Annotated in this window: 19 protein-coding genes and 1 pseudogene; 13 read left to right on the top strand and 7 right to left on the bottom strand. The window is 74.0% G+C overall.

All coding sequences use genetic code 11. The features are described from left to right. Positions 1 to 41 precede the first annotated feature (41 nt). Positions 42 to 1,958 carry a beta-propeller domain-containing protein gene (locus tag E1300_RS18660; protein WP_131758301.1) on the top strand — a complete coding sequence of 639 codons (1,917 nt, stop codon included), beginning with the start codon at positions 42 to 44 and terminating at the stop codon, positions 1,956 to 1,958. A 9-nt stretch (positions 1,959 to 1,967) separates the two neighbouring features. On the opposite strand, the gene E1300_RS18655 is transcribed toward E1300_RS18660, so the two are convergent. From E1300_RS18655 to E1300_RS18645, 3 genes are all read right to left on the bottom strand, one after another. Further along, positions 1,968 to 3,092, bottom strand: a complete 1,125-nt coding sequence (locus E1300_RS18655) for a D-alanine--D-alanine ligase family protein (RefSeq protein ID WP_131758300.1) — start codon at positions 3,090 to 3,092, stop codon at positions 1,968 to 1,970. 96 nt (positions 3,093 to 3,188) lie between these two features. Further along, positions 3,189 to 4,178 (bottom strand): NAD(P)H-dependent glycerol-3-phosphate dehydrogenase, encoded by a 990-nt coding sequence (locus tag E1300_RS18650; RefSeq protein ID WP_131758326.1) that lies wholly within the window; start codon positions 4,176 to 4,178, stop codon positions 3,189 to 3,191. Positions 4,179 to 4,195: 17 nt separating this feature from the next. Then, positions 4,196 to 5,029, bottom strand: a complete 834-nt coding sequence (locus tag E1300_RS18645; RefSeq protein ID WP_131758299.1) for a lysophospholipid acyltransferase family protein — start codon at positions 5,027 to 5,029, stop codon at positions 4,196 to 4,198. Positions 5,030 to 5,113: 84 nt separating this feature from the next. Here E1300_RS18645 and cofC point away from each other — a divergent pair, with 84 nt between their 5' ends. Together cofC and E1300_RS18635 are read left to right on the top strand one after the other, a co-directional pair. Beyond that, entirely contained in the window at positions 5,114 to 5,785 is a 672-nt protein-coding gene (gene cofC / locus E1300_RS18640; protein WP_131758298.1) for a 2-phospho-L-lactate guanylyltransferase, read from the top strand. Between the two features lie 24 nt (positions 5,786 to 5,809). Then, positions 5,810 to 6,025, top strand: coding sequence for a cold-shock protein (locus E1300_RS18635; RefSeq protein ID WP_131758297.1), 216 nt, complete (start codon positions 5,810 to 5,812; stop codon positions 6,023 to 6,025). 327 nt (positions 6,026 to 6,352) lie between these two features. Here the strand turns inward: E1300_RS18635 and E1300_RS18630 are convergent, their stop codons facing one another. The 4 genes from E1300_RS18630 to leuC all read right to left on the bottom strand — a co-directional run bounded on the left by E1300_RS18630 (position 6,353) and on the right by leuC (position 9,178). Then, positions 6,353 to 6,631 carry an HU family DNA-binding protein gene (locus E1300_RS18630; protein WP_131758296.1) on the bottom strand — a complete coding sequence of 93 codons (279 nt, stop codon included), beginning with the start codon at positions 6,629 to 6,631 and terminating at the stop codon, positions 6,353 to 6,355. A 158-nt stretch (positions 6,632 to 6,789) separates the two neighbouring features. Next, a complete protein-coding gene (locus E1300_RS18625) occupies positions 6,790 to 7,023 on the bottom strand; it encodes an SCO5555 family protein (RefSeq protein ID WP_131758295.1) in 234 nt (77 codons plus the stop codon). Positions 7,024 to 7,178: 155 nt separating this feature from the next. After that, positions 7,179 to 7,766 (bottom strand): 3-isopropylmalate dehydratase small subunit, encoded by a 588-nt coding sequence (gene leuD / locus E1300_RS18620; RefSeq protein WP_131758294.1) that lies wholly within the window; start codon positions 7,764 to 7,766, stop codon positions 7,179 to 7,181. A gap of 14 nt (positions 7,767 to 7,780) precedes the next feature. After that, a complete protein-coding gene (leuC, locus tag E1300_RS18615; RefSeq protein ID WP_131758293.1) occupies positions 7,781 to 9,178 on the bottom strand; it encodes a 3-isopropylmalate dehydratase large subunit in 1,398 nt (465 codons plus the stop codon). Between the two features lie 96 nt (positions 9,179 to 9,274). Between leuC and E1300_RS18610 the strand changes: the two genes are divergently transcribed. From E1300_RS18610 to E1300_RS18565, 10 genes and pseudogenes are all read left to right on the top strand, one after another. Continuing rightward, positions 9,275 to 9,994: an IclR family transcriptional regulator gene (locus E1300_RS18610; RefSeq protein ID WP_131758292.1), complete on the top strand. Its 720-nt coding sequence runs from the start codon at positions 9,275 to 9,277 to the stop codon at positions 9,992 to 9,994. Between the two features lie 70 nt (positions 9,995 to 10,064). Then, a complete protein-coding gene (locus E1300_RS18605; RefSeq protein WP_131758291.1) occupies positions 10,065 to 12,410 on the top strand; it encodes a glycoside hydrolase family 3 protein in 2,346 nt (781 codons plus the stop codon). Positions 12,411 to 12,527: 117 nt separating this feature from the next. Beyond that, positions 12,528 to 13,157, top strand: coding sequence for a MerR family transcriptional regulator (locus E1300_RS18600; protein WP_131758290.1), 630 nt, complete (start codon positions 12,528 to 12,530; stop codon positions 13,155 to 13,157). A gap of 156 nt (positions 13,158 to 13,313) precedes the next feature. Beyond that, a complete protein-coding gene (locus E1300_RS18595) occupies positions 13,314 to 13,703 on the top strand; it encodes a YidH family protein (RefSeq protein WP_131758289.1) in 390 nt (129 codons plus the stop codon). Further along, positions 13,700 to 14,002 (top strand): DUF202 domain-containing protein, encoded by a 303-nt coding sequence (locus tag E1300_RS18590; protein ID WP_131758288.1) that lies wholly within the window; start codon positions 13,700 to 13,702, stop codon positions 14,000 to 14,002. Before E1300_RS18595 ends, E1300_RS18590 begins: the two co-directional genes overlap by 4 nt. A gap of 252 nt (positions 14,003 to 14,254) precedes the next feature. Further along, on the top strand, positions 14,255 to 15,103 hold the full coding sequence (locus E1300_RS18585; RefSeq protein WP_131758287.1) for an SAM hydrolase/SAM-dependent halogenase family protein: 849 nt from the start codon (positions 14,255 to 14,257) through the stop codon (positions 15,101 to 15,103). Between the two features lie 4 nt (positions 15,104 to 15,107). Beyond that, on the top strand, positions 15,108 to 15,512 hold the full coding sequence (locus tag E1300_RS18580) for an NUDIX hydrolase (RefSeq protein ID WP_207399832.1): 405 nt from the start codon (positions 15,108 to 15,110) through the stop codon (positions 15,510 to 15,512). A gap of 256 nt (positions 15,513 to 15,768) precedes the next feature. Further along, the gene (locus E1300_RS18575; RefSeq protein ID WP_131758285.1) at positions 15,769 to 16,896 is read left to right on the top strand and encodes a glycoside hydrolase family 113 protein; all 1,128 of its coding nucleotides are present in this window, start codon (positions 15,769 to 15,771) and stop codon (positions 16,894 to 16,896) included. Between the two features lie 135 nt (positions 16,897 to 17,031). Beyond that, positions 17,032 to 17,409, top strand: coding sequence for a hypothetical protein (locus E1300_RS18570; RefSeq protein ID WP_131758284.1), 378 nt, complete (start codon positions 17,032 to 17,034; stop codon positions 17,407 to 17,409). Between the two features lie 177 nt (positions 17,410 to 17,586). Beyond that, positions 17,587 to 19,394 (top strand): annotated as a pseudogene (locus E1300_RS18565) (hypothetical protein); the annotation flags it as partial.

Below are 19,394 nucleotides of genomic sequence, written 5' to 3'. Positions count from 1 at the left end.
ATCCTCGGGAACCCCGGAGGCCACCGGAGCGTCCAAGGTCAATGCGTGCCCGTCTGCTCGCTCTGACGGCGTCGGCCGCGATCGTGCTTCCGGCGCTCGGCTGCACCGGCTCCTCCGATACGCCCGCGCGCCCCGGGCCGGTGGAGCCGCAGCGGATCCGGCTGGTCAACTACAGCGGCTGCGACGCCGTGCTGGACGGCCTGCGCCGCGCGACCGCCGACCAGGTCGGCCCCTACGGGCTCGACGGCTGGGCACGGACCCGCCTGCCCGACGGCGACACGGCGTTCGGGGCGCCGGGCGTCCCGGGACGGGCCGAAGCGCAGGCACCCGCCCATTCCAACACCAACGCCCATGAGCCGGACGCGGACGAGCCCGACACCGTGAAGACCGACGGGCGCCGCATCATCGCGCTCGCGGCCGGCCGCCTGCGGGTCATCGACCCCGCGACGCGCAAGGTGACGCACACCCTCGATCTCCGCGACCGCGAGCACCGCTGGGATCCCGAGGGCGCCGGGCAGCTGCTGCTGAGCGGCGACCGCGCCCTCGTGCTGACCTCCCGCTCCCTCATGGCCGTCGACGACGTCGGCCCCGGCGGGCGGCCCGCCCCCATCGGTGCGCGGACCGACCTGACGCTGATCGACCTGTCCGGCGCCCCGAAGGTCATCGGAACGATGACGTCCGACGCCGCGTACCTGGACGCGCGGCAGAACGGCACGGTGGTCCGCGTCGTGCTTCGGTCGACGCCCCGCATCGCCTTTCCCTCGCCGCAGGAGGGCGGGAAGGAGGCGACCGAGCGCAACCGGGTCGAGGTGTGGAAGGCCCCGCTCGACGCCTTCCTGCCCGCGTTCACCGTGAACGAGGGCGGGCAGGCCGTGACCTATCGGACGCCCTGCGACCAGGTCGGCCATCCCGCCGCGTACGCCGGAGCCGGCCTGTTCAGCGTGCTGACGTTCGACCTGGCGCGGGGGCTCCGCGACCCGTCGCCGGTCTCCGTCTCCGCCGACGGCCTGAACACCGCGGTCCCGCACGTCTACGGCACCGGATCCAGCCTCTACATCGCCTCTCCCCCGCCGCCGGGGCCGGTGGACTTCAGCAAGCCGGAGTCCGATCCGGGGCCGGTCGTGTACCGCACGGACGTCCACAAGTTCGACGTCAGCCAGCCCGGACGGCCCCGATACGCGGCGTCCGGCTCAGTCCAAGGGAGCCTGCTGAACCAGTACGCGATGTCGGAGTTCCACGGCGATCTGCGCCTGGCCACGACGACGACCGGGGAGCCGAGCAGAAGGTCCGCGTCGTCGCAGAGTTCGGTGTACGTGCTCGCGCAGAAGGGCGCGCGGCTGGAGCAGGCCGGACGGGTCGACGGGCTCGGCAAGGGCGAGCGCATCTACGCGGTCCGGTTCCTCGGCGCGCTGGCGTACGTGGTGACGTTCCGGCAGGTCGATCCGCTGTACGTGCTCGATCTGGCGGATCCGGACCGTCCGCGCCTCACCGGCGAGCTGAAGATCAGGGGGTACTCGGCGTACCTGCATCCGATGGCGGACGGACGGCTGCTCGGCATCGGCCAGGACGCCGACGCGGCAGGCACGGCCGGCGGCATGCAGGCGTCGCTGTTCGACGTCGGCGGCGCGCCGCGCCGGGTGGGCGCCTTCACGCTGCCGGGCGCCTCGTCCGGGGTCGGTTTCGATCCGCACGCGTTCCTGTACTGGCCCGCGACGGGCCTCACGGTCGTTCCCGTCATCCAGTCCGCGACGGGGGCCGGCGAGGCGCTCGTCCTCAAGATCACGGGAACCGGGATCAAGCACGCCGGGACCATCGGGCACCCGGGCAAGGACTACGGCTCCTCGATCCAGCGCTCGCTCGTCATCGGCGGCACCCTGTGGACGTTCTCCCGGTCCGGCGCCCGCGCCACCGACGCGACCACCCTCGCCGACCGCGGCTGGATCCCGTACGGCGCGTGAAGGACGAGGTCAGCGCAGGCCGGTGGAGCGCTTCAGCGCGGTCTGGATCAGGCGGTCGACCAGGGACGGGTAGTCCAGCCCCGTCGCGGCCCACATCTGCGGGAACGCCGACGCCGGGGTGAAGCCCGGCATGGTGTTGATCTCGTTGAGGATCCAGTCGCCGCCGGGGGTGAGGAAGAAGTCGACCCGGGCGAGGCCCTCGCAGTCGAGCGCGTCGAACGCCTGCGCGGCGATGCGCCGGACCTCCTCGACGGCCTCCGGCGGGAGGTCCGGCGGGATCGCCATCGTGGTGGCGCCGTCGAGGTACTTGGTCTCGAAGTCGTAGAAGTCGCGGCCGCCGCCCATCAGCACCTCGGCGGGCAGGCTCGCCTCGGGCGGTCCGTCGTCGAGACCCTGGAGCACCCCGCACTCGATCTCGCGGCCCTCGATCGCCGCCTCGACGATCACCTTGGGGTCGTGCTCGCGGGCCGCCTCGATCGCGGCCTCCAGGCCGTCCTCGGACGTGACGCGGCTGATGCCCATGCTCGACCCGGCCCGCGCCGGCTTGACGAACACCGCGCGGCCGTCCGCGAGGCCCAGCTCCCGGACCTCGTCGAGCTTGCGCTTGCGCTCCCGCCGCCACTCGCGGTCGCCGATCAGCACGTACGGGCCGACGGGCAGCCCCTGCGCCTGCCAGACGAGCTTCATGAAGCCCTTGTCCATGCCGACCGCGCTGGCCAGCACCCCGGCGCCGACGTAGCGGACCCCGGCCAGGTCGAGCATCCCCTGGATCGTCCCGTCCTCGCCGTACGGGCCGTGCAGCAGCGGCAGCACGACGTCGACCTCGCCCAGCGTCGCCGGGACCCGGCCCGGCTCCACGACCAGCAGGCCGCGGCCGTCCGGGTCGAAGGGCAGCGCGAGCGGGGCGCCCTCGCCGCTGACCTCGGGGAGCCGCCCGTCCTCGATGGCCAGGGTCTGGTCCTCGGGGGCGAGCACCCAGCGGCCGTCCCGGGCGATGCCGACCGGGATCACCTCGTAGCGGTCCCGGTCGATGGCGGCCATGACGGCGCCCGCGGTGACGCAGGAGATCGCGTGCTCGGAGCTGCGCCCGCCGAACACCACCGCCACACGAACTTTGCGAGAAACCTGGGACATGATGCCCGACCCTACCGGTGATCACCCCGGGTCGGCCACGAGCGAGGCGGCCGGGAGCCGGGGCGCGGCCTTCCGGATCCGTCCCCGCCCCACGGGTCACACGCCGTAGCGCTCCGGCTTGGGCGAGCGCGAGATCAGCGAGATCGCCGCCTCCTTGATCGGCATGCCGTGGTACAGCACCGCGGTCACCGCCTCGGTGATCGGCATCTCCACGTTGTGCTTGCCGGCGAGCTCCAGCACCGCCTCGGACGACTTCACGCCCTCGGCCGTCTGCTTGGTGACGGCGATGACCTGCTCCAGCGTCATGCCGCGGCCGAGGTTCTCGCCGAACGTGCGGTTGCGCGCCAGCGGCGAGATGCAGGACGCGACGAGGTCGCCCATCCCGGCGAGCCCGGCGAAGGTGTGCTCGTCGGCGCCGAGCGCGGCGCCGAGCCGCGCGATCTCCGCGAGCCCGCGCGTCATCAGCACCGCCTGGGTGTTGGACCCGAACCCGAGGCCGACCGACATCCCGACGCACAGCGCGACGATGTTCTTGATCGCCCCGCCGAGCTCGCAGCCGATCACGTCGGTGGAGGTGTAGACGCGGAAGTACGGGGTCATCGTCGCGGCCTGGAGGCCCCGCGCGGCGTCCTCGTCCACGCAGGCGGCGACCGCCGCGCTCGGCTCGCCGGTCGCGATCTCGCGGGCCAGGTTGGGGCCGCTGAACACCGCGACCCGCTCCTCGGGCACGTCGGCGACCTCGCGGATCACCTCCGACATCCGCCGCGTGGTGCCGAGCTCGACGCCCTTCATCAGGCTGACGAGGACGGCCTCCGGCGGCAGCAGCGGGACCCAGCCGGAAAGGTTCTGCCGGAGCGTCTGCGCCGGGACGGCCAGCGCCACGAAGTCGGCCCCCGCGAGGGCCTCCGCCGGGTCGAGCGTCGCCCGGAGCCCCTCGGGAAGCGGGACGCCGGGCAGGTAGTCGGTGTTCTCGTGCCGCTCGTTGATCGCCTCGACGACCTCCGGGCGGCGCGCCCACAGCGTCACCTCGCCGCCGGCGTCGTGGAGCAGCTTCGCGAACGTCGTGCCCCAGGATCCGGAGCCCATCACCGCGCTGCGGAACGTCACGAGTCCCCCTTCCGAACCTCGGCGGCCTCGGACACCACCGCGTCGGGCGCCGCGACGGCGTCCGGCTCGGCCGCGGCCCGGCGGCGCTCCTCCAGGACCTTGTGGTGGTCGTACAACTCCGCGGGCGGCTCCGCACCGCGCAGCTCGCCGAGCAGGCCCGCGATCGCGGCCATGATCTCGTCGGTGGCCGCGCGCAGCGTCTCCTTGCTGGGCGCCTCGGAGGCGTAGCGCGACAGGTTCAGCGGCGGCCCGGCGATCACCTTCATGGTCTTGCGGGGGAACGGGTGGAAGCCCTTCTTCAAGCTCGCGGCCAGCCCCTTCTGCTCGCCCTTCTTGTACGGCAGCAGTTCATGCGCGCCCCAGCTCGCCACCGGGACGACCTTCGCGCCGGTCTTCAGCGCCATCCGCGCCACGCCGGTCTGGCCGGTCATCGGCCACAACTCGGGGTCGCGGGTGCAGCTGCCCTCCGGGTAGAACATCAGGCACTCGCCGTCCCGCAGCGCCTGCTCGGCGTCCCGCAGCGCGAGGGCGGCGTCCGCGCTGTCGCGGTACACCGGGATCTGGCCGGTGCCCCGCAGCACGCCACGGAGGAGCTTCACGTCGAAGAGCGTGGACTTGGCCAGGTAGACGGGGTAGCGCCCCGCCTCGTAGACGAAGTGGGCGAGGGCCAGCGGGTCGGACTCGGAGATGTGGTTGGCCGCGATGATGAGGCCGCCGGTGGCGGGGACGTTCTCCCGGCCGCGCCAGTCCCGCTTCAGCAGCCCGAAAAGCAGCGGGCGCAGGATGACGATCGTGAGCTTCCGCCAGGCCGGCGAATACCCGTGGCTCATGCCCGTCCCTCCTCGTTCCGTACCCCGCCTGTCCATGGGGTGTCCTCAAGTCTCGCGGTTGCTTGCGCATAGTGTCGAGTTGCCATGTCTACAGCAGCGCGCAGCGCGCCTCATCTCCAGTGGTCGCTCGTCGTACCGGTCAAGGTGCTGGCACGGGCCAAGACCCGCATGTCCGCCGCCGCGGGCCCGCACCGGCGGGACCTCGCGCTCGCGGTCGCGGCCGACACGGTCGCCGCCGCGCTGCGCTGCGACGGCGTCCGCGACGTGATAGTCGTCACCGACGATCCCCTCCCAGCCGCGGAGCTGGCCGCCCTGGGCGCCCGGATCGTGCCCGACGAACCGGACGCCGGCCTCAACCCGGCCCTGGTGCACGGGGCCGGCCGTGGCCGGGAGCTGTTCCCGGACGCGGGCGTGGGCGCGCTCTCGGCCGACCTGCCCGCACTCCGGCCGGACGAACTCGCCCGCGTGCTCCGGGCGGCCGAAAAGGCCCCCGAAGCGTTCGTTCCGGACGCGGCGGGCATCGGGACGACCCTCTACACCGCGCGTCCGGGCGTCCCGTTCTCCCCCGCGTTCGGCGGTGACTCGCGTGCCGCGCACCGGGCGCGCGGGGCGAAGGAACTCCTTCTCGGCGATATCGACAGCGTACGCCGAGATGTGGACACTCCGGACGATCTACGAGCCGCCCTGGCCCTGGGCACAGGCCCCCGCACCGCCGCGGTAGCGGCCCGCCTCCCCGCCATGAACGCCCCGGCATGACCCCGCGGGGATAGGGTGCCGCATATGCAGGGGACGGTACGGACCTACGACGCCGAGACGCGTTCAGGCAGCGTGCTGCTCGACGACGGAACGGAACTGCCGTTCGACGCCGAAGCGTTCGCGGCGGGCGGCCTGCGCCTACTGCGCTTCGGCCAACGGGTCAACCTGGCCCTGGACGGCGCCCGAATCTCAGCGGTAACCCTCTCAACGTTCCCGCTCCCCCCAACCACCCCCACCTGACACCGGCCCGGACACAGCCGAGGCGCAGGCCGAAGGCTCACCTTCGCCATGCCGAGCCGCAGACCGGACGGGGATCACCTGGCCCAGCCGGCGACAGAGTCCGAACCCAGGCCGTCGCGGACCGGAGCGTTGCGATCGCGTGCGAAGCCAAGTTCGAGCGAAGCGAGAACTTGATCGCGAAGTGAGCCGCCAGGCGAGCCGAAGCGATGCCAGCGATCGCCGCAAAGCCCGTTGAAGGAGGGCCCGCCAGGGCCTGACGCCAAGGGCTTTGCAATAAGACAGCGCCCGGGACCGTTCGGAACGGTCCCGGGCGCTGACGCGGTGAGGCTACTTCTTGCCTGCCACGAGGTTCTTGAAGTCCGCACCGGCCTTGAACTTCGGCACGGACGTCGCGGGAACATCGATGGTCTTGCCCGTTGCGGGGTTACGGGCCGTACGGGCAGGCCGGTCGGCCTTCTCGAACGAACCGAACCCGGTGATCGCGACCTTGTCGCCCTTGGCGACGGCGGTCTGGATCGTCTCCAGGATGGCGTCGACGGCCTCGGCTGCGGCCTTCTTGCTGCCCAGCCGGTCAGAGATGGCGTCGACCAGCTCACGCTTGTTCATGGGTTACTCCTCTAGTTCCCCCCTTGCCCGAACGAAACTAAGGGACCTCCAGCATGGACACAATCACCTGCACGCAAGAGTTGCCGTGTCGCTGGCGTTTTTGTCGGCCTCGCCCCCGTCTCGCACGGTGACCGGACCGGATCCGGCCACTGCGCACGCTAACGGACGTCGGGGGCGTCTTGGAAATCGGCGAGGAACGCGTCCAGCCTGCGGGCGGCCAGGTCGGCGTCCCTCTTGGCCAGGTCGGTGATGGCCAGGAGGTGGCGGATGAGGCGCCGCCGGGTGTCCGGCGGCAGCGGCGCGACGGCGCGGTGGGCCTCCCGGAGCCGCTGGGCGAGCCGGGTCAGTACCGGGTCGTCCCACTCCGGCTCGGTCCACGGGACCGTGCTCAATTGAAGCCCCCAACGTTCGCACACGGGTTGCGTACCAACGTGATTGTCCCCGCCGGGAGGGGGCGTCCATGCATCCGGGGTCGCCGAAGGCCCGGTTCGCCGTGGTCGTGCGGCGGACCGGGCCGGGGCCGGAAGGGTCGGCGGAGTGGCCGGGATCAGACGGTGACGGGCAGCCAGCCCTGGCGGCGCTGCTCGTATTCGGTGATCGCCTCGCCGTGGCGGAGGGTGAGGCCGATGTCGTCCAGGCCCTCCATGAGCCGCCAGCGGGTGTAGTCGTCGATGTCGAAGGACGCGGTGTCGGCGCCGTAGCGGACCTCGCGCTTCTCCAGGTCCACGGTGATCTCCAGGGCGGGGTCCTGCTCGACCGCGGTCTGGAGGTCCTCGACCTGCTCGCCGGTGAGGACGACGGGCAGCAGCCCCATCTTGGTGGAGTTGTTGCGGAAGATGTCGCCGAAGCGCGGGGCGATGACGACGCGGAACCCGTACTGCTGGAGGGCCCAGACGGCGTGCTCGCGGGACGATCCGGTGCCGAAGTCGGGGCCGGCGACCAGGATCCCGGCGCCCGCGTACTGGGGCTGGTTGAGGACGAAGCCGGGGTCCTCGCGCCAGGCGGAGAACAGGCCCTTGTCGAAGCCGGTCCGGCTGACCTGCTTCAGCCAGACGGCGGGGATGATCTGGTCGGTGTCGACGTTGCTGCGGCGCAGCGGGACCGCGCGCCCGGTGTAGGTGGTGAACGCTTCCATGGATCCAGAGGTCCTTACAGGTCGGCGGGAGCGGCCAGGCGGCCCGTGACGGCGGTGGCGGCGGCGACGGCGGGCGACACCAGGTGGGTGCGGCCGCCGGGGCCCTGCCGTCCCTCAAAGTTGCGGTTGGACGTCGAGGCGCTGCGCTCGCCGGGGGTGAGCTTGTCGGGGTTCATGGCGAGGCACATGGAGCAGCCGGCCTCGCGCCACTCGGCGCCGGCGGCGGAGATGACCTCGTCGAGGCCCTCCTCCTCGGCCTGCTGCTTGACCTTCATCGAGCCGGGGACGACGAGCATCCGGACGCCGTCGGCGACCTTGCGTCCCTGGAGGACGCCCGCGACGGCCCGCAGGTCCTCGATGCGGCCGTTGGTGCAGGAGCCGACGAAGACGGTGTCGACGGCGATCTCGCGCAGCGGTGTCCCGGCGGTCAGGCCCATGTACTCCAGGGCCCGCTCGGCGGCCTGGCGGGCGGCCGGGTCGGTGTAGGAGGCGGGGTCGGGGACGGACTCGCCCAGCGGGAGGCCCTGCCCGGGGTTCGTGCCCCAGGTGACGAAGGGGGTCAGCTCGGCCGCGTCGATCACGACCTCCTTGTCGAACACGGCGTCGTCGTCGGTGCGCAGCGACGTCCAGTACTCGACGGCGCGGTCCCAGTCCTCGCCCTGGGGGGCGTGCGGGCGGCCCTTGAGGTAGGCGAAGGTGGTCTCGTCGGGGGCGATCATCCCGGCGCGGGCGCCGGCCTCGATGGACATGTTGCAGACCGTCATGCGGCCCTCCATCGACAGCGCCCGGACGGCCTCGCCGCGGTACTCGACGATGTGGCCCTGGCCGCCGCCGGTGCCGATCCGGGCGATGATCGCCAGGATGAGGTCCTTGGCGGTGACGCCCTCGGGCAGCGCGCCGTCCACGGTCACGGCCATCGTCTTCGGCTTGATCTGCGGCAGCGTCTGGGTGGCGAGGACGTGCTCGACCTCGCTGGTGCCGATGCCGAAGGCGAGCGCGCCGAAAGCGCCGTGCGTGGAGGTGTGCGAGTCGCCGCAGACGACGGTCATGCCCGGCTGGGTCAGCCCGAGCTGCGGGCCGATGACGTGGACGATGCCCTGGCCGTCGTCGCCCATGGGGTGCAGGCGGATGCCGAAGTCGGAGCAGTTCTTGCGGAGCGTCTCGACCTGGGTCCGGGAGACGGGGTCGGCGATCGGCTTGAGCAGGTCCGTCGTCGGGACGTTGTGGTCCTCGGTGGCGATCGTGAGGTCGGGGCGGCGGACCTGACGGCCGGCCATCCGCAGCCCGTCGAACGCCTGGGGGCTGGTGACCTCGTGGACCAGGTGGAGGTCGATGTAGAGCAGGTCCGGCTCACCCTCGGCACGCCGCACGACGTGCGCGTCGTACACCTTCTCGGCCAATGTACGGCCCATGCTCCACCTCACCTTTGGTCATCGTCGGCGCCGCGCGCCCACCGGTCCGTGTCACCTCGATTTGCATCTCAAATTACGAGACGGCAATATCAAGTCATGGACAACTCTAGCGGAGTCGGCGTACTTGACAAAGCCGTTCTCGTCCTGAACGCGCTGGAGGCCGGCCCGGCCTCCCTCGCCCAGCTCGTCCAGACGACCGGGCTGGCCCGCCCGACCGCCCACCGGCTGGCCGTCGCGCTGGAGCACCACCGCCTCGTGCACCGCGACCCGCAGGGGCGCTTCATCCTCGGCCCGCGGCTCGCCGAGCTCGCCGTCGCGGCCGGCGAGGACCGCCTGCTCGCGATCGCCCAGCCGATCCTCGCGCAGCTCCGCGACCTGACCGGGGAGAGCGCCTCGCTGTTCCGCCGCCAGGGCGACGTCCGGGTGTGCGTGGCGTCCGCCGAGCGCACGAGCGGCCTGCGCGACACCATCCCGGTCGGCGCGGCGCTCCCGATGACCGCGGGGTCGGCCGCGCAGATCCTGCTGGCCTGGGAGGAGCCCGACCGGATGCACCGGGGGCTGCGGGGCGCCAAGTTCGAGGCGACCACGCTCGCGTCCGTCCGCCGCCGGGGCTGGGCGCAGAGCGTCGGCGAGCGGGAGCAGGGCGTCGGGTCGGTGTCGGCCCCGATCCGCGGCGCGGGCGGACGGGTGATCGCCGCCGTCTCCGTGTCGGGGCCGCTCGAACGCCTGACCCGCTCCCCCGGCCGCCTCCACGCGGGCCCGGTGGTGGCGGCGGCGGAGAAGGTCTCCGAAGGCATGCGCCGCACCGCCTCCTGAGCGCCGTCCACGGGGCTCCGGAGCGACCCCGGCCGCTGGACGCCGTCCGATCCGTGCCTAAGGTCGTGGTATGGCGATCGACGCATCGGACCTGCGCGCCCGGCTGGAGAAGCTGACCCTTGAGGAGAAGGTGAACCTCCTCACCGGGGCCGACTTCTGGACGCTGCACCCCGTCCCGAAGATCGGGCTGGCGCGGCTGGTGCTGTCGGACGGCCCGAGCGGCATCCGCGGCACCAGCTGGGACGAGCGCCGCACAAGCCTGCTGTTCCCGTGCCCGACCGCGCTGGCCGCGACCTGGGACCCCGCACTCGCCGAGCGGACCGGGCGGCTGCACGGCGCCCAGGCGCGCGACCGGGGCGTCCACGTGCAGCTCGCCCCGACCGTGAACCTGCACCGGACGCCGCTCGGCGGCCGGCACTTCGAGAACTACTCCGAGGATCCGCTGCTCACGGCGCGCGTCGCGGCCGCGTTCGTCGCGGGCGTCCAGTCCGCGGGCGTCGCGGCGACCGTCAAGCACTTCGTCGGCAACGACTCCGAGACGGCCCGGATGTCCTACGACGCGCGCATCGGCGACGCGGCGCTCGGGGAGCTGTACCTCCGCCCGTTCGAGGAGGCCGTGAAGGCGGGCGCGTGGGCGGTGATGGCCGCCTACAACGGGGTGAACGGCGCTCCCATGACCGAGAACCGGCCGCTGCTGACCGGCGTCCTGAAGGAGCGCTGGGGCTTCGACGGCGTCGTGATGTCGGACTGGACGGCGGTCCGCTCCACCGAGGCGAGCGCGAACGCGGGCACGGACCTGGAGATGCCGGGGCTGCCGTCCAGCCGGTGGCGCGGCAGGCTCGTCGAGGCCGTCCGGGACGGAAGGGTCGCCGAGGAGCTGATCGACGACAAGGTGCTGCGGCTGCTGCGGCTGGCCGCGCGCGTCGGCGCGCTGGAGGGCGCGCCGGAGCCGCCGCGGGCGACGACCCCGCCGGACGCCCGGGACCGGCTCCGCGACCTGGCCGTCCGCGGCGCCGTGCTGCTGCGCAACGAGGGCGGGGCGCTGCCCCTGAACGCGCCGGGCCGGGTCGCGCTGATCGGCCCGAACGCGGTTCGCTTCAGCGCCCAGGGCGGCGGCAGCGCGCACGTCAACCCCGAGCACGTCGTGTCGCCGGTGGAGGGGCTGCGGCGGGCGCTCGGCGACGGCACGGAGCTGACCGTCCGGTCCGGCGTCTACCCGCACCTGCGGCTGGCGCCGCTCCCGATCGCCCTGGCGACCGATCCCGAGACCGGCGAGCGGGGCGTCCGGCTCGATTTTCTGGACGCCAACGGCAGCCTCCTCGCATCCGAGCACCGCGAGGCCGCGTTCTTCATCCTCCTGGACGGCGTCCCCGAGGGCACGGCACATCTCGTGGTCCGCGCCGAGATGACGCCGGAGGAGGACGGCACGCACACCTTCGCGGTCGCGGGCGTCGGCGATTTCGAGCTGCGGGTCGCGGACGCGCGCGAGGCGGTGACGCTCTCGCTCGGCGGCGGCGACCCGGTCGAGGCGATCATGCGGCCGCCGGAGCACCGCGTCGAGGTGGAGCTCGCGGCGGGCCGGGCCGTCCCGGTCGAGCTGCGGCACACGGTCACGCCGGGCCGGTTCGGCCTCGCGCTCGGCATCGGCTACTCCGCGCCCCGCCTGCCCGAGGACGAGGAGCTCGCCGCCGCGGTGGCCGAGGCCCGCGCCGCCGACGCGGCCGTGGTGGTCGTCGGGACGAACGACGACGTGGAGAGCGAGGGCTTCGACCGCGCGTCCCTGGCCCTCCCCGGCCGCCAGGACGAGCTCGTCTCCGCCGTCGCCGCCGCCAACCCGCGCACGATCGTGGTGGTGAACGCGGGCGCGCCCGTCCTGATGCCGTGGCGGGACGAGGTCGCCGCCGTCCTGTGGGCGTGGCTGCCGGGCCAGCAGGGCGGCGACGCCATCGCGGACGTCCTCACCGGCGCGGCCGAGCCCGGCGGGCGGCTACCCACCACCTTCCCGGCCACCGAGGACGGCGTGCTGTCGCCGGTCCCGGACGAGAACGGCGTCCTCGCCTACTCCGAGGGCACCGCGATCGGCTACCGGCACTACCCGCCGTCCGACGTCGCCTACCCGTTCGGGCACGGCCTCGGCTACACGGACTGGGAGTACTCGTCGCTGACCGTCGCGGACGGCGTCGCGGAAGTTACGGTCCGCAACACCGGCGGGCGCGCGGGACGCGAGGTCGTCCAGTGCTACGCCTCGTCCGAGGACGCGCCGATCCGCCTCGCGGGGTTCGCGGTCGCGGAGGCGGGGCCGGGTGAGCAGGTCACGGTCCGCGTCCCGCTGGACGAGTTGCCGCCGGGGCCGTCCACCGTCGAGGCGGGCCGCTCGATCGCCGACCTCCGGCTGAGGGCGGTCACCGACGGCTGAGGCCGCCATCACCCGCAGTCGTGAGATTTACCCCCATTCCACGCGCCCCTTTGGATAGTGCCGGTATCCAAGCGAGCACCCTGGCTACCGTGGGCGCAGAAGCCAAGGGGGTGCGCGGTGCAGATCTCCGAGCTCAGCGATCGCAGCGGCCTGACGGTGCAGACGATCAAGTTCTACATCCGGGAGGGCCTCCTCCCGCGGGGCTCGGCGGTGAGCGCGACGCGTTCGGAGTACGACCGGCGGCACCTGGAGCGGCTCCGCCTGATCAGCGCGCTGCGCGAGGTCGGCGACCTGCCGGTGGCGGCGATCCAGCAGATCATCACCGCGATCGAGGACGACACCGTCAGCCTGCACGAGCTGTTCGGCACCACGCAGTACGCGATCGGCCCGCACGTCGCCGCCCCGCAGGACCCGAACTGGCGCGCCGCCCGCGAGGACGTCGACGCCCTCGTCCGCGAGCTCGGCTGGAACGTGACGGAGCGGGCGCCCGCCCGCGACCTGCTCGCGCACACCTTCGTGGCGCTGCGCCGCCTCGGCTTCCCGATCACGCTGACGGACCTGCGGCCCTACGTGCGCGCGGCGCGGGAGGTGGCCGAGCACGAGATCGGCCGGGTCACCGACGGGGCCTCCCGCGCCCGGACGGTCCATTCCCTGCTCGTCTCCACGGTCCTTTACGAACAGGTGCTGACGGCCCTTCACCGCCTCGCCCAGGAGGACGCGTCGGCGCGCCGCTTCGGCACCGGCTGACGCCGCCACCAGGCATGTTGCCGTCAATCCCGGTCATTTGAATGGGAATTGACCTCCCTTTCCTCCGATATCGGGCCCGCGACTGAATCGCTTAACATGAATGCCGTGCCCGGCATTCGCCGGCGCGTACCGAGCAGTGCGGAGCGGCCCCTCCCGATGACGGCGACACGACCCCCGGACCCCCCGGGCGGCAGGTGGACCGACCGCCTGCTGGCCGAGGGCAGCGATCCCGACCCGCGCTTCACCCTGGCCAACGAGCGCACGTTCCTCGCCTGGATCCGGACGGCGCTGGCCCTGATCGCCGGCGGCATCGGCGTCGCGCTCAGCGGCGAGCTGGTCGGCGCGCCGCTGCGGCAGGGGCTCGCGATCGGCTTCTCGGGGACCGGGGCGCTGGTCGCGGCGCTGGCGTTCCGCCGCTGGCTGCGCACCGAGCGGGCGCTGCGGCGCGCCGAGACGCTGCCGCCGCCGGCACTCGCGCCGATCATGTCGTACGGGCTGGCGGCCGCCGCGGTCGTCCTGCTGGTCGCGCTGCTGGCCACCCGGTGAGGCTCTGGGACCGCGGCGCCCAGCCGGAGCGGACGGCGCTCGCCTGGTCCCGCACCACGCTCGCGCTGATCGCCACCGGCCTGCTGTGCGTGCGGCTCGCCCCGTCCGAGCCGGGCGCCGCCGCGGCCGCGGCGGTCGTCTGCGGTGGCGCCGCCCTCCAGCTGCGCCGTGCCCGCGCCGGCTTCCGGACGCGCCGGCGGCGGCTCCGCGCGGGCCACACGGTCGCCGACCCGGTGTCCATCCTGCTGGCGACCGCGCTGACGATGCTGCTGGGCCTGGTGGGCATCCTGTTCATCTGACGCTTCCGCCCCGCGCGGTGTGGTGGGGAGCCCCCGCGCCGCCTCACGGCAGGCCGCTCCGCCTCCCAGCAGGCCGCTCCGCCTTCCGGCAGGCCGCTCCGCCTCACGGCAGGCCGCTCCGCCTTCCGGCAGGCCGCTCCGCCTCCCGGCAGGCCGTGCCGCCTTCCGGCGGGCCGCTCCGCCTTCCGGCGGGCCGCTTGGGTGCGGGGAACCGCCGTCCCGGCACCGCTGAGACGGTCGTAGTGTTCTGATGTGCCCGATGACCGCCCGTTCGTCAGCCTCGCCACCGACTTCGGCGCCGCCTACACGGCCATCTGCGCCGGGGTCGTCCACCGGATCGCGCCCCAGGCCACCGTCCTCGTCCTCAGCGACGAGGTGACGCCCTACGCCATCGCCGAAGGGGCGATGCTGCTGCGCCAGGCGCTGCCGTACCTGCCGGTCGGCGTGCACGTCGGCATCGTGGACCCGGGTGTCGGGACGCCCCGCCGTCCCGTCGCGGTGGAGACCGGGCGCGGCGACGTGCTCGTGGGCCCCGACAACGGCCTGCTCGTCCCGGCCGCGGAGGCGCTGGGCGGCGTCGTCCGGGCGCACTGCCTTGAAGAACCCGAGTTCCGCCTGCCCGAGGTGTCCACGAGCTTCCACGGGCGCGACATCTTCTCTCCCGCCGCCGCCCACCTCGCGCGCGGCGTGGACATCGCCCGGCTCGGCCCGCCCGCGGGCGACCTGCTGCCGCTGGACGTCCCGGCGCCGGTCGTCCGGGGCGGCGCGCTGACCGCCGCCGCCCTGTACGTCGACCGGTTCGGCAGCCTGATCCTGCACGCCCGCCCGGACGACCTCGCCGCCGCCCTCGGCCCGCTGGAGTACGGCACCGCACTGCGCGTCACTCACCCGGGCGGGACGCTTCGCGCCACGTTCGAGGAGACGTACGGCAGCGTCACCCCGGGCGAGCCGCTGCTGTGGGTCGACTCGTCCGGGCAGCTCGGGCTGGCCGTGAACCAGGGCTCCGCCGCGGAGCGGACCGAGCTCCGGGCGGGCGACACCGTGACCCTGCGGGTGGACGGGAAACCCGATGGGGACGGCGCCGCCGGGCTGGCAGACTGATCACATGGAGCCGGTGGATCTCGACGTCGTCGCCTGGGTGCAGGTGTCCGGAGGGCGGATGCTGGCCGTCCGCTCGCGAGGCCGCGACCTGCTGTACCTGCCGGGCGGCAAGCGCGAGCCGGGCGAGAGCGACTGGTCGGCGCTGTCGCGGGAGGTCCGCGAGGAACTGGACCTGGAGCTGGACGAGCGGTCGTTCCGCGAGCTCGGCGTGGTCCGCGCGCCCGCGCACGACCAGCCCGACTTCGCGCACGTGCGGATGGCGTGCTTCACCGCGGGCTACCGGGGCGCCATGGCGGCGGCCGGGGAGGTCGACGAGTACCGGTACGTCGGCCCGGGCGAGCGGCACCTCCTCGCCCCCGCCGCCCAGGCCGCCCTCGACCTCGCCGGCGAGCACGGCCTGCTGCCCTGACGCCAGACGCCAGACGCCAGACGCGACGACCGGATCGCCCGACAGCGGACGTGGGCGGCCGAATCACCCGACAGCGGATGTGTCGCATGCTCGTCCGTTGATCGTGAGAGCGGCGGACCGGTCACCGACTTTGGTCGCGACACGGCGGGCTGTCCGGGCGACTTTGGTCACCGCCGCATGGGCCGGTGGCCGATGCCCGCGGCGGGACGTCCTCGCGAGACTCGTGCTCGGGCGGCCCGATCAGCGAGGAGTCGACATGAAGCGCCATATCCCGGTCAACCGGCGGACCCTGCTCGCCGGCGCCGCGGCGGCGACCGCCGTCATCGGCGCCGGACGGAGCCGGGATCTCTGGTACGGCGGTCCCGTCCAGGCCATGGCGGCGACGCGCGCGGGCCGGGGCGGCCCGCTCGCCCAGCGCGGCGTCAACTACGACACCGAGCGCGAGGTGTGGAGGCACGCGTACGTGCGCCGGGAGATCAGGGCGATCCGGCGCGACCTGCACTGCAACGCGCTCATCCTGCTCGGGTCCGACCTGCGGCGGCTCGTGTTCGCGGCGGAGACCGCGGCCGCCGAGGGCCTCTACGTGTGGATCGAGGCCCGCCACTTCGACCGGGACGCGCGGGCGACGCTGCGGTTCCTGGCGTCCGTGGCGCGGGCCGCCGAGCGGCTGCGGCGGCGGCACCCGGGGATCGGGATCTCGGTGGGCTGCGAGCTGACGATCTTCATGGACGGCCTCGTCCCGGGCAAGGACTGGCGGGAGCGGGCGGCCAACCTCGGCACCCCGGCCGGAGCGGGCTACAACGAGCGGCTGAACGCGTTCCTGGCTCGGGCACTGCGAACCGTCCGGCCGCTTTTCGGAGGGCGGCTCACCTACACGTCTGGCGTCTGGGAGTCCGTCGCGTGGCGCGGCTTCGACGCGGTCGGCGTGGACCTCTACCGCGACGCGTCGAACAAGGCGACCTACGCCCGGGACGTGCGGGCCCTGCACCGCTTCGGCAAGCCGGTCGTGATCACCGAGTTCGGCTGCTGCACCTACCGGGGCGCCGGCGAGCGGGGCGGCGACGGATTCGACATCGTCGACTGGACGCAGGACCCGCCCGTCGTCCCGGCGGGATACGTCCGGGACGAGGCCGGGCAGGCCCGCTACATCGCCGAGCTTCTCGACATCTACGAGGCGGAGGGCGTGCACGGCGCGTTCGTCTACGACTTCATCGAGCCCGATTCCCCGTACTCCCCCGAGCCGGAGCACGACCTCGACATGGCGGGCTTCTCGCTGGTGAAGGTGTCCTCGGACCCCGCCCTCGCGTACCGGACCACGGGCCACTGGGAACCGAAGGAGTCCTTCCGCACGCTGGCGCGGCGCTTCGCCGCCGCACCGCGCTGAGCGGGCGCCCGGTGGCGATCACTCAACTTCCAGCGACACTCCCGACACGCGACAACAATGATTGACGAGAGAGCGCGGCCCCGGCATCTTTAGTGGTCCGAATCCATCGCGGTTGCTTTCAGAAAGAGGAACCTCATGGACGACCACTTCGCCTACGCCAGCGGGCGGATCCGCTCGGCCGACGGGCTGCGCGAACTCCTCGCCGCCACCTTCGACGGCCTCGAACTCCTCGAAAGGGCCGCGACCGCGCTCGCGGAGAGCGGCGACGGCCTCGCCTACCGCGCCGCCGTCGAGGAGGCCAGCGACGCCTGGTGGGCGCTCGCCGGGGCCCCCGCCCTGCGTCCGTCCACCGGCGACGCCGGCCGCCACCTGGCCGACACGCTGTCGCGCTTCACGCTGCTGCTCTCCCAGGCCCTCGTCACGGCCACCTCGCGGAGCGCCGACCCGGCCGACCGCGTCGCCTGCCTCCAGGCCGCCCAGCACGTCGGACGGGTCCACGCCGCGCTGGCCTGAGGGTGCTACCCCGGCCCGGCGCGGCCGGCCGGGAACGGGGAGCCCCGGCACCTGACCCCATGGATCATGGTCTGTCATTAAGGCGGTTTCCGTCCCCGGGAACCGGTCCGGCACGCTTCCTTCGCATCACACCCATTTCATAGAATTCGCCCCTGCGCTGCCGTACAGGGGGCGAGGGTGAGCACGGCCGAACCGCATCGAGACCAGGGGCACGACCCTCCGTCGCGCCCGTCCTCCGACGGAACGGACGACGACAAGCTCGTCGCGAGCTGGCGCACCGCCCCGCCTCCCGCGGAGCCGCCCACGCCGCCCGTACCGCCGCCGGTACCGCCCGCGGCGTCCACCGCACCTGCGCCCGTCCCGCCCGCGCCGCTTGAGCCGCCCACGCGCCCCGACGCGAACCCCCTGGACGAGCCGACGCCGCCGGACGGGCACCAGGCCGGCACCTTCCTGCCAGGGCGGGGATTCGTCGCGCCAGGGCCGGCCTCGGTCCTCCCCCCGGACCTGCCGAAGGAGATCCCCCGGCGGGACGAGCCCTGGCTGCGTCCGGCCGGCGCGGCGCGGGGAAGGCGGGGATGGTCCGGGCGCCGCCGGACGACCAGCGTCACCTTCGACCGCCCGCGCGCCGAACCGACGCCTCCCAAGGCACCGCGGGCGACCGTCCCGGGACGGAGGTCCGGACTGCTCCTGCTGGCCGTCTCCGTCCTCGTCTCCGGTGCCGTGGTGTACGCGGGCAGCGACGACGACACCGCGGGCGGAGCGCCGGCACGTCCCGCGGACGGGATCTTCGCCGCGCGGCCCGCGCTCTACGACGGCCACCCGCAGGACCTCACCGGCGTCGCGGTGCGCGGCCCGACGGCGGTGGCGGTCGGGAGCGAGACGATCGACCGGCCGCGCGGGCAGATCCTCGCGTCGTCCGACGGAGGCCGGACGTGGGCCACCGCCCAGGTGCGGGGAGGCGACGATCCCTCGGCCGACGTGCCCCGCGTCGTCGCGGCGGGCGGCCACGGGTGGACGGCGCTCGGCGACGGTCCCGCCGGGACGGCCGTGTGGACGAGTCCCGACGGGCGGAACTGGACGCGCCGGCCGCGCGACGAGGCGGCGTTCGACGGCGGTGACCGGGTCGCGGCCGTGACCGCGACGGCCACCGGGTTCGCCGCCGCGGGAACGGCGCGGGACGGGCGGTCCCTGCTGTGGACCTCCGCGAACGGCGCCGCCTGGAGGCGGACCGCGGCGTTCGTTCCGGCGCGCCCCGTACGGCTGGCCGCGAGCGGTGAGGTCCTGGTCGCGCTGGACGAGAGGGGCGACGTCTGGCGGTCGTCCGGCGGCGGGGGCGCGTGGGCCCGCGCGCAGGTCCCGCAGAGCGACGGGTCGAAGGGCCCGGTCGTGGCGTTGGCGTCCGGGCCGGGCGGTTTCTTCGCGGCGCGGGAGGGCCGTCCCGGCGGCTCGCTCGGGGCGGTGGTCACCTGGTCGGCGGACGGGGCGGCCTGGTCGCGGGCCGGGGTGATCGGCGGGCGCGACTACGCCCGCCTGGCGGCGCTCGGCGGCTCGGAGGCGGGCCTGGCGGCGCTGGTCCCGCTCACCGACGGGCGGCTCGGCGTCCAGCGCAGCGCGGACGGCGTCGGCTGGCAGGAGGTGGAACGGCTCGACGGCGGAGGCGGGCGCACGGCGGAGGCCGCGGCGCCCCTCCCCGACGGCGTGCTCGTCGCGGGAAGGCAGGACACGGGCGGCTACCTGGCCGCGCCGGGCGCCCGGCGCGGTGACGTGGACCTGCTCGCCGTGCCCGGAGCGGTCGCGCCGGACCGCACGGTGACCCGCCTCGTGTCCGGCGGCGGGACGGTGCTCGCCCTCGGCAGCGTCGGCGGCGAGGCCGCCGTGTGGCGCACCCGCGACGGCGCGTCCTGGACCCGCGCGACCGGCACCGGCGAGGAACCGGGCGCGCAGCGGCTCGCGGGCGGCGCGTACGGGCCGCGCGGCTGGGTCCT

The organism is Actinomadura fibrosa (assembly GCF_900659615.1).
In the GTDB taxonomy this organism is placed as follows: Bacteria; Actinomycetota; Actinomycetes; order Streptosporangiales; family Streptosporangiaceae; genus Spirillospora; species Spirillospora fibrosa.
The sequence above is the reverse complement of the archived record's forward strand: the minus strand, read 5'-3'. Positions and strand labels throughout refer to the sequence as shown.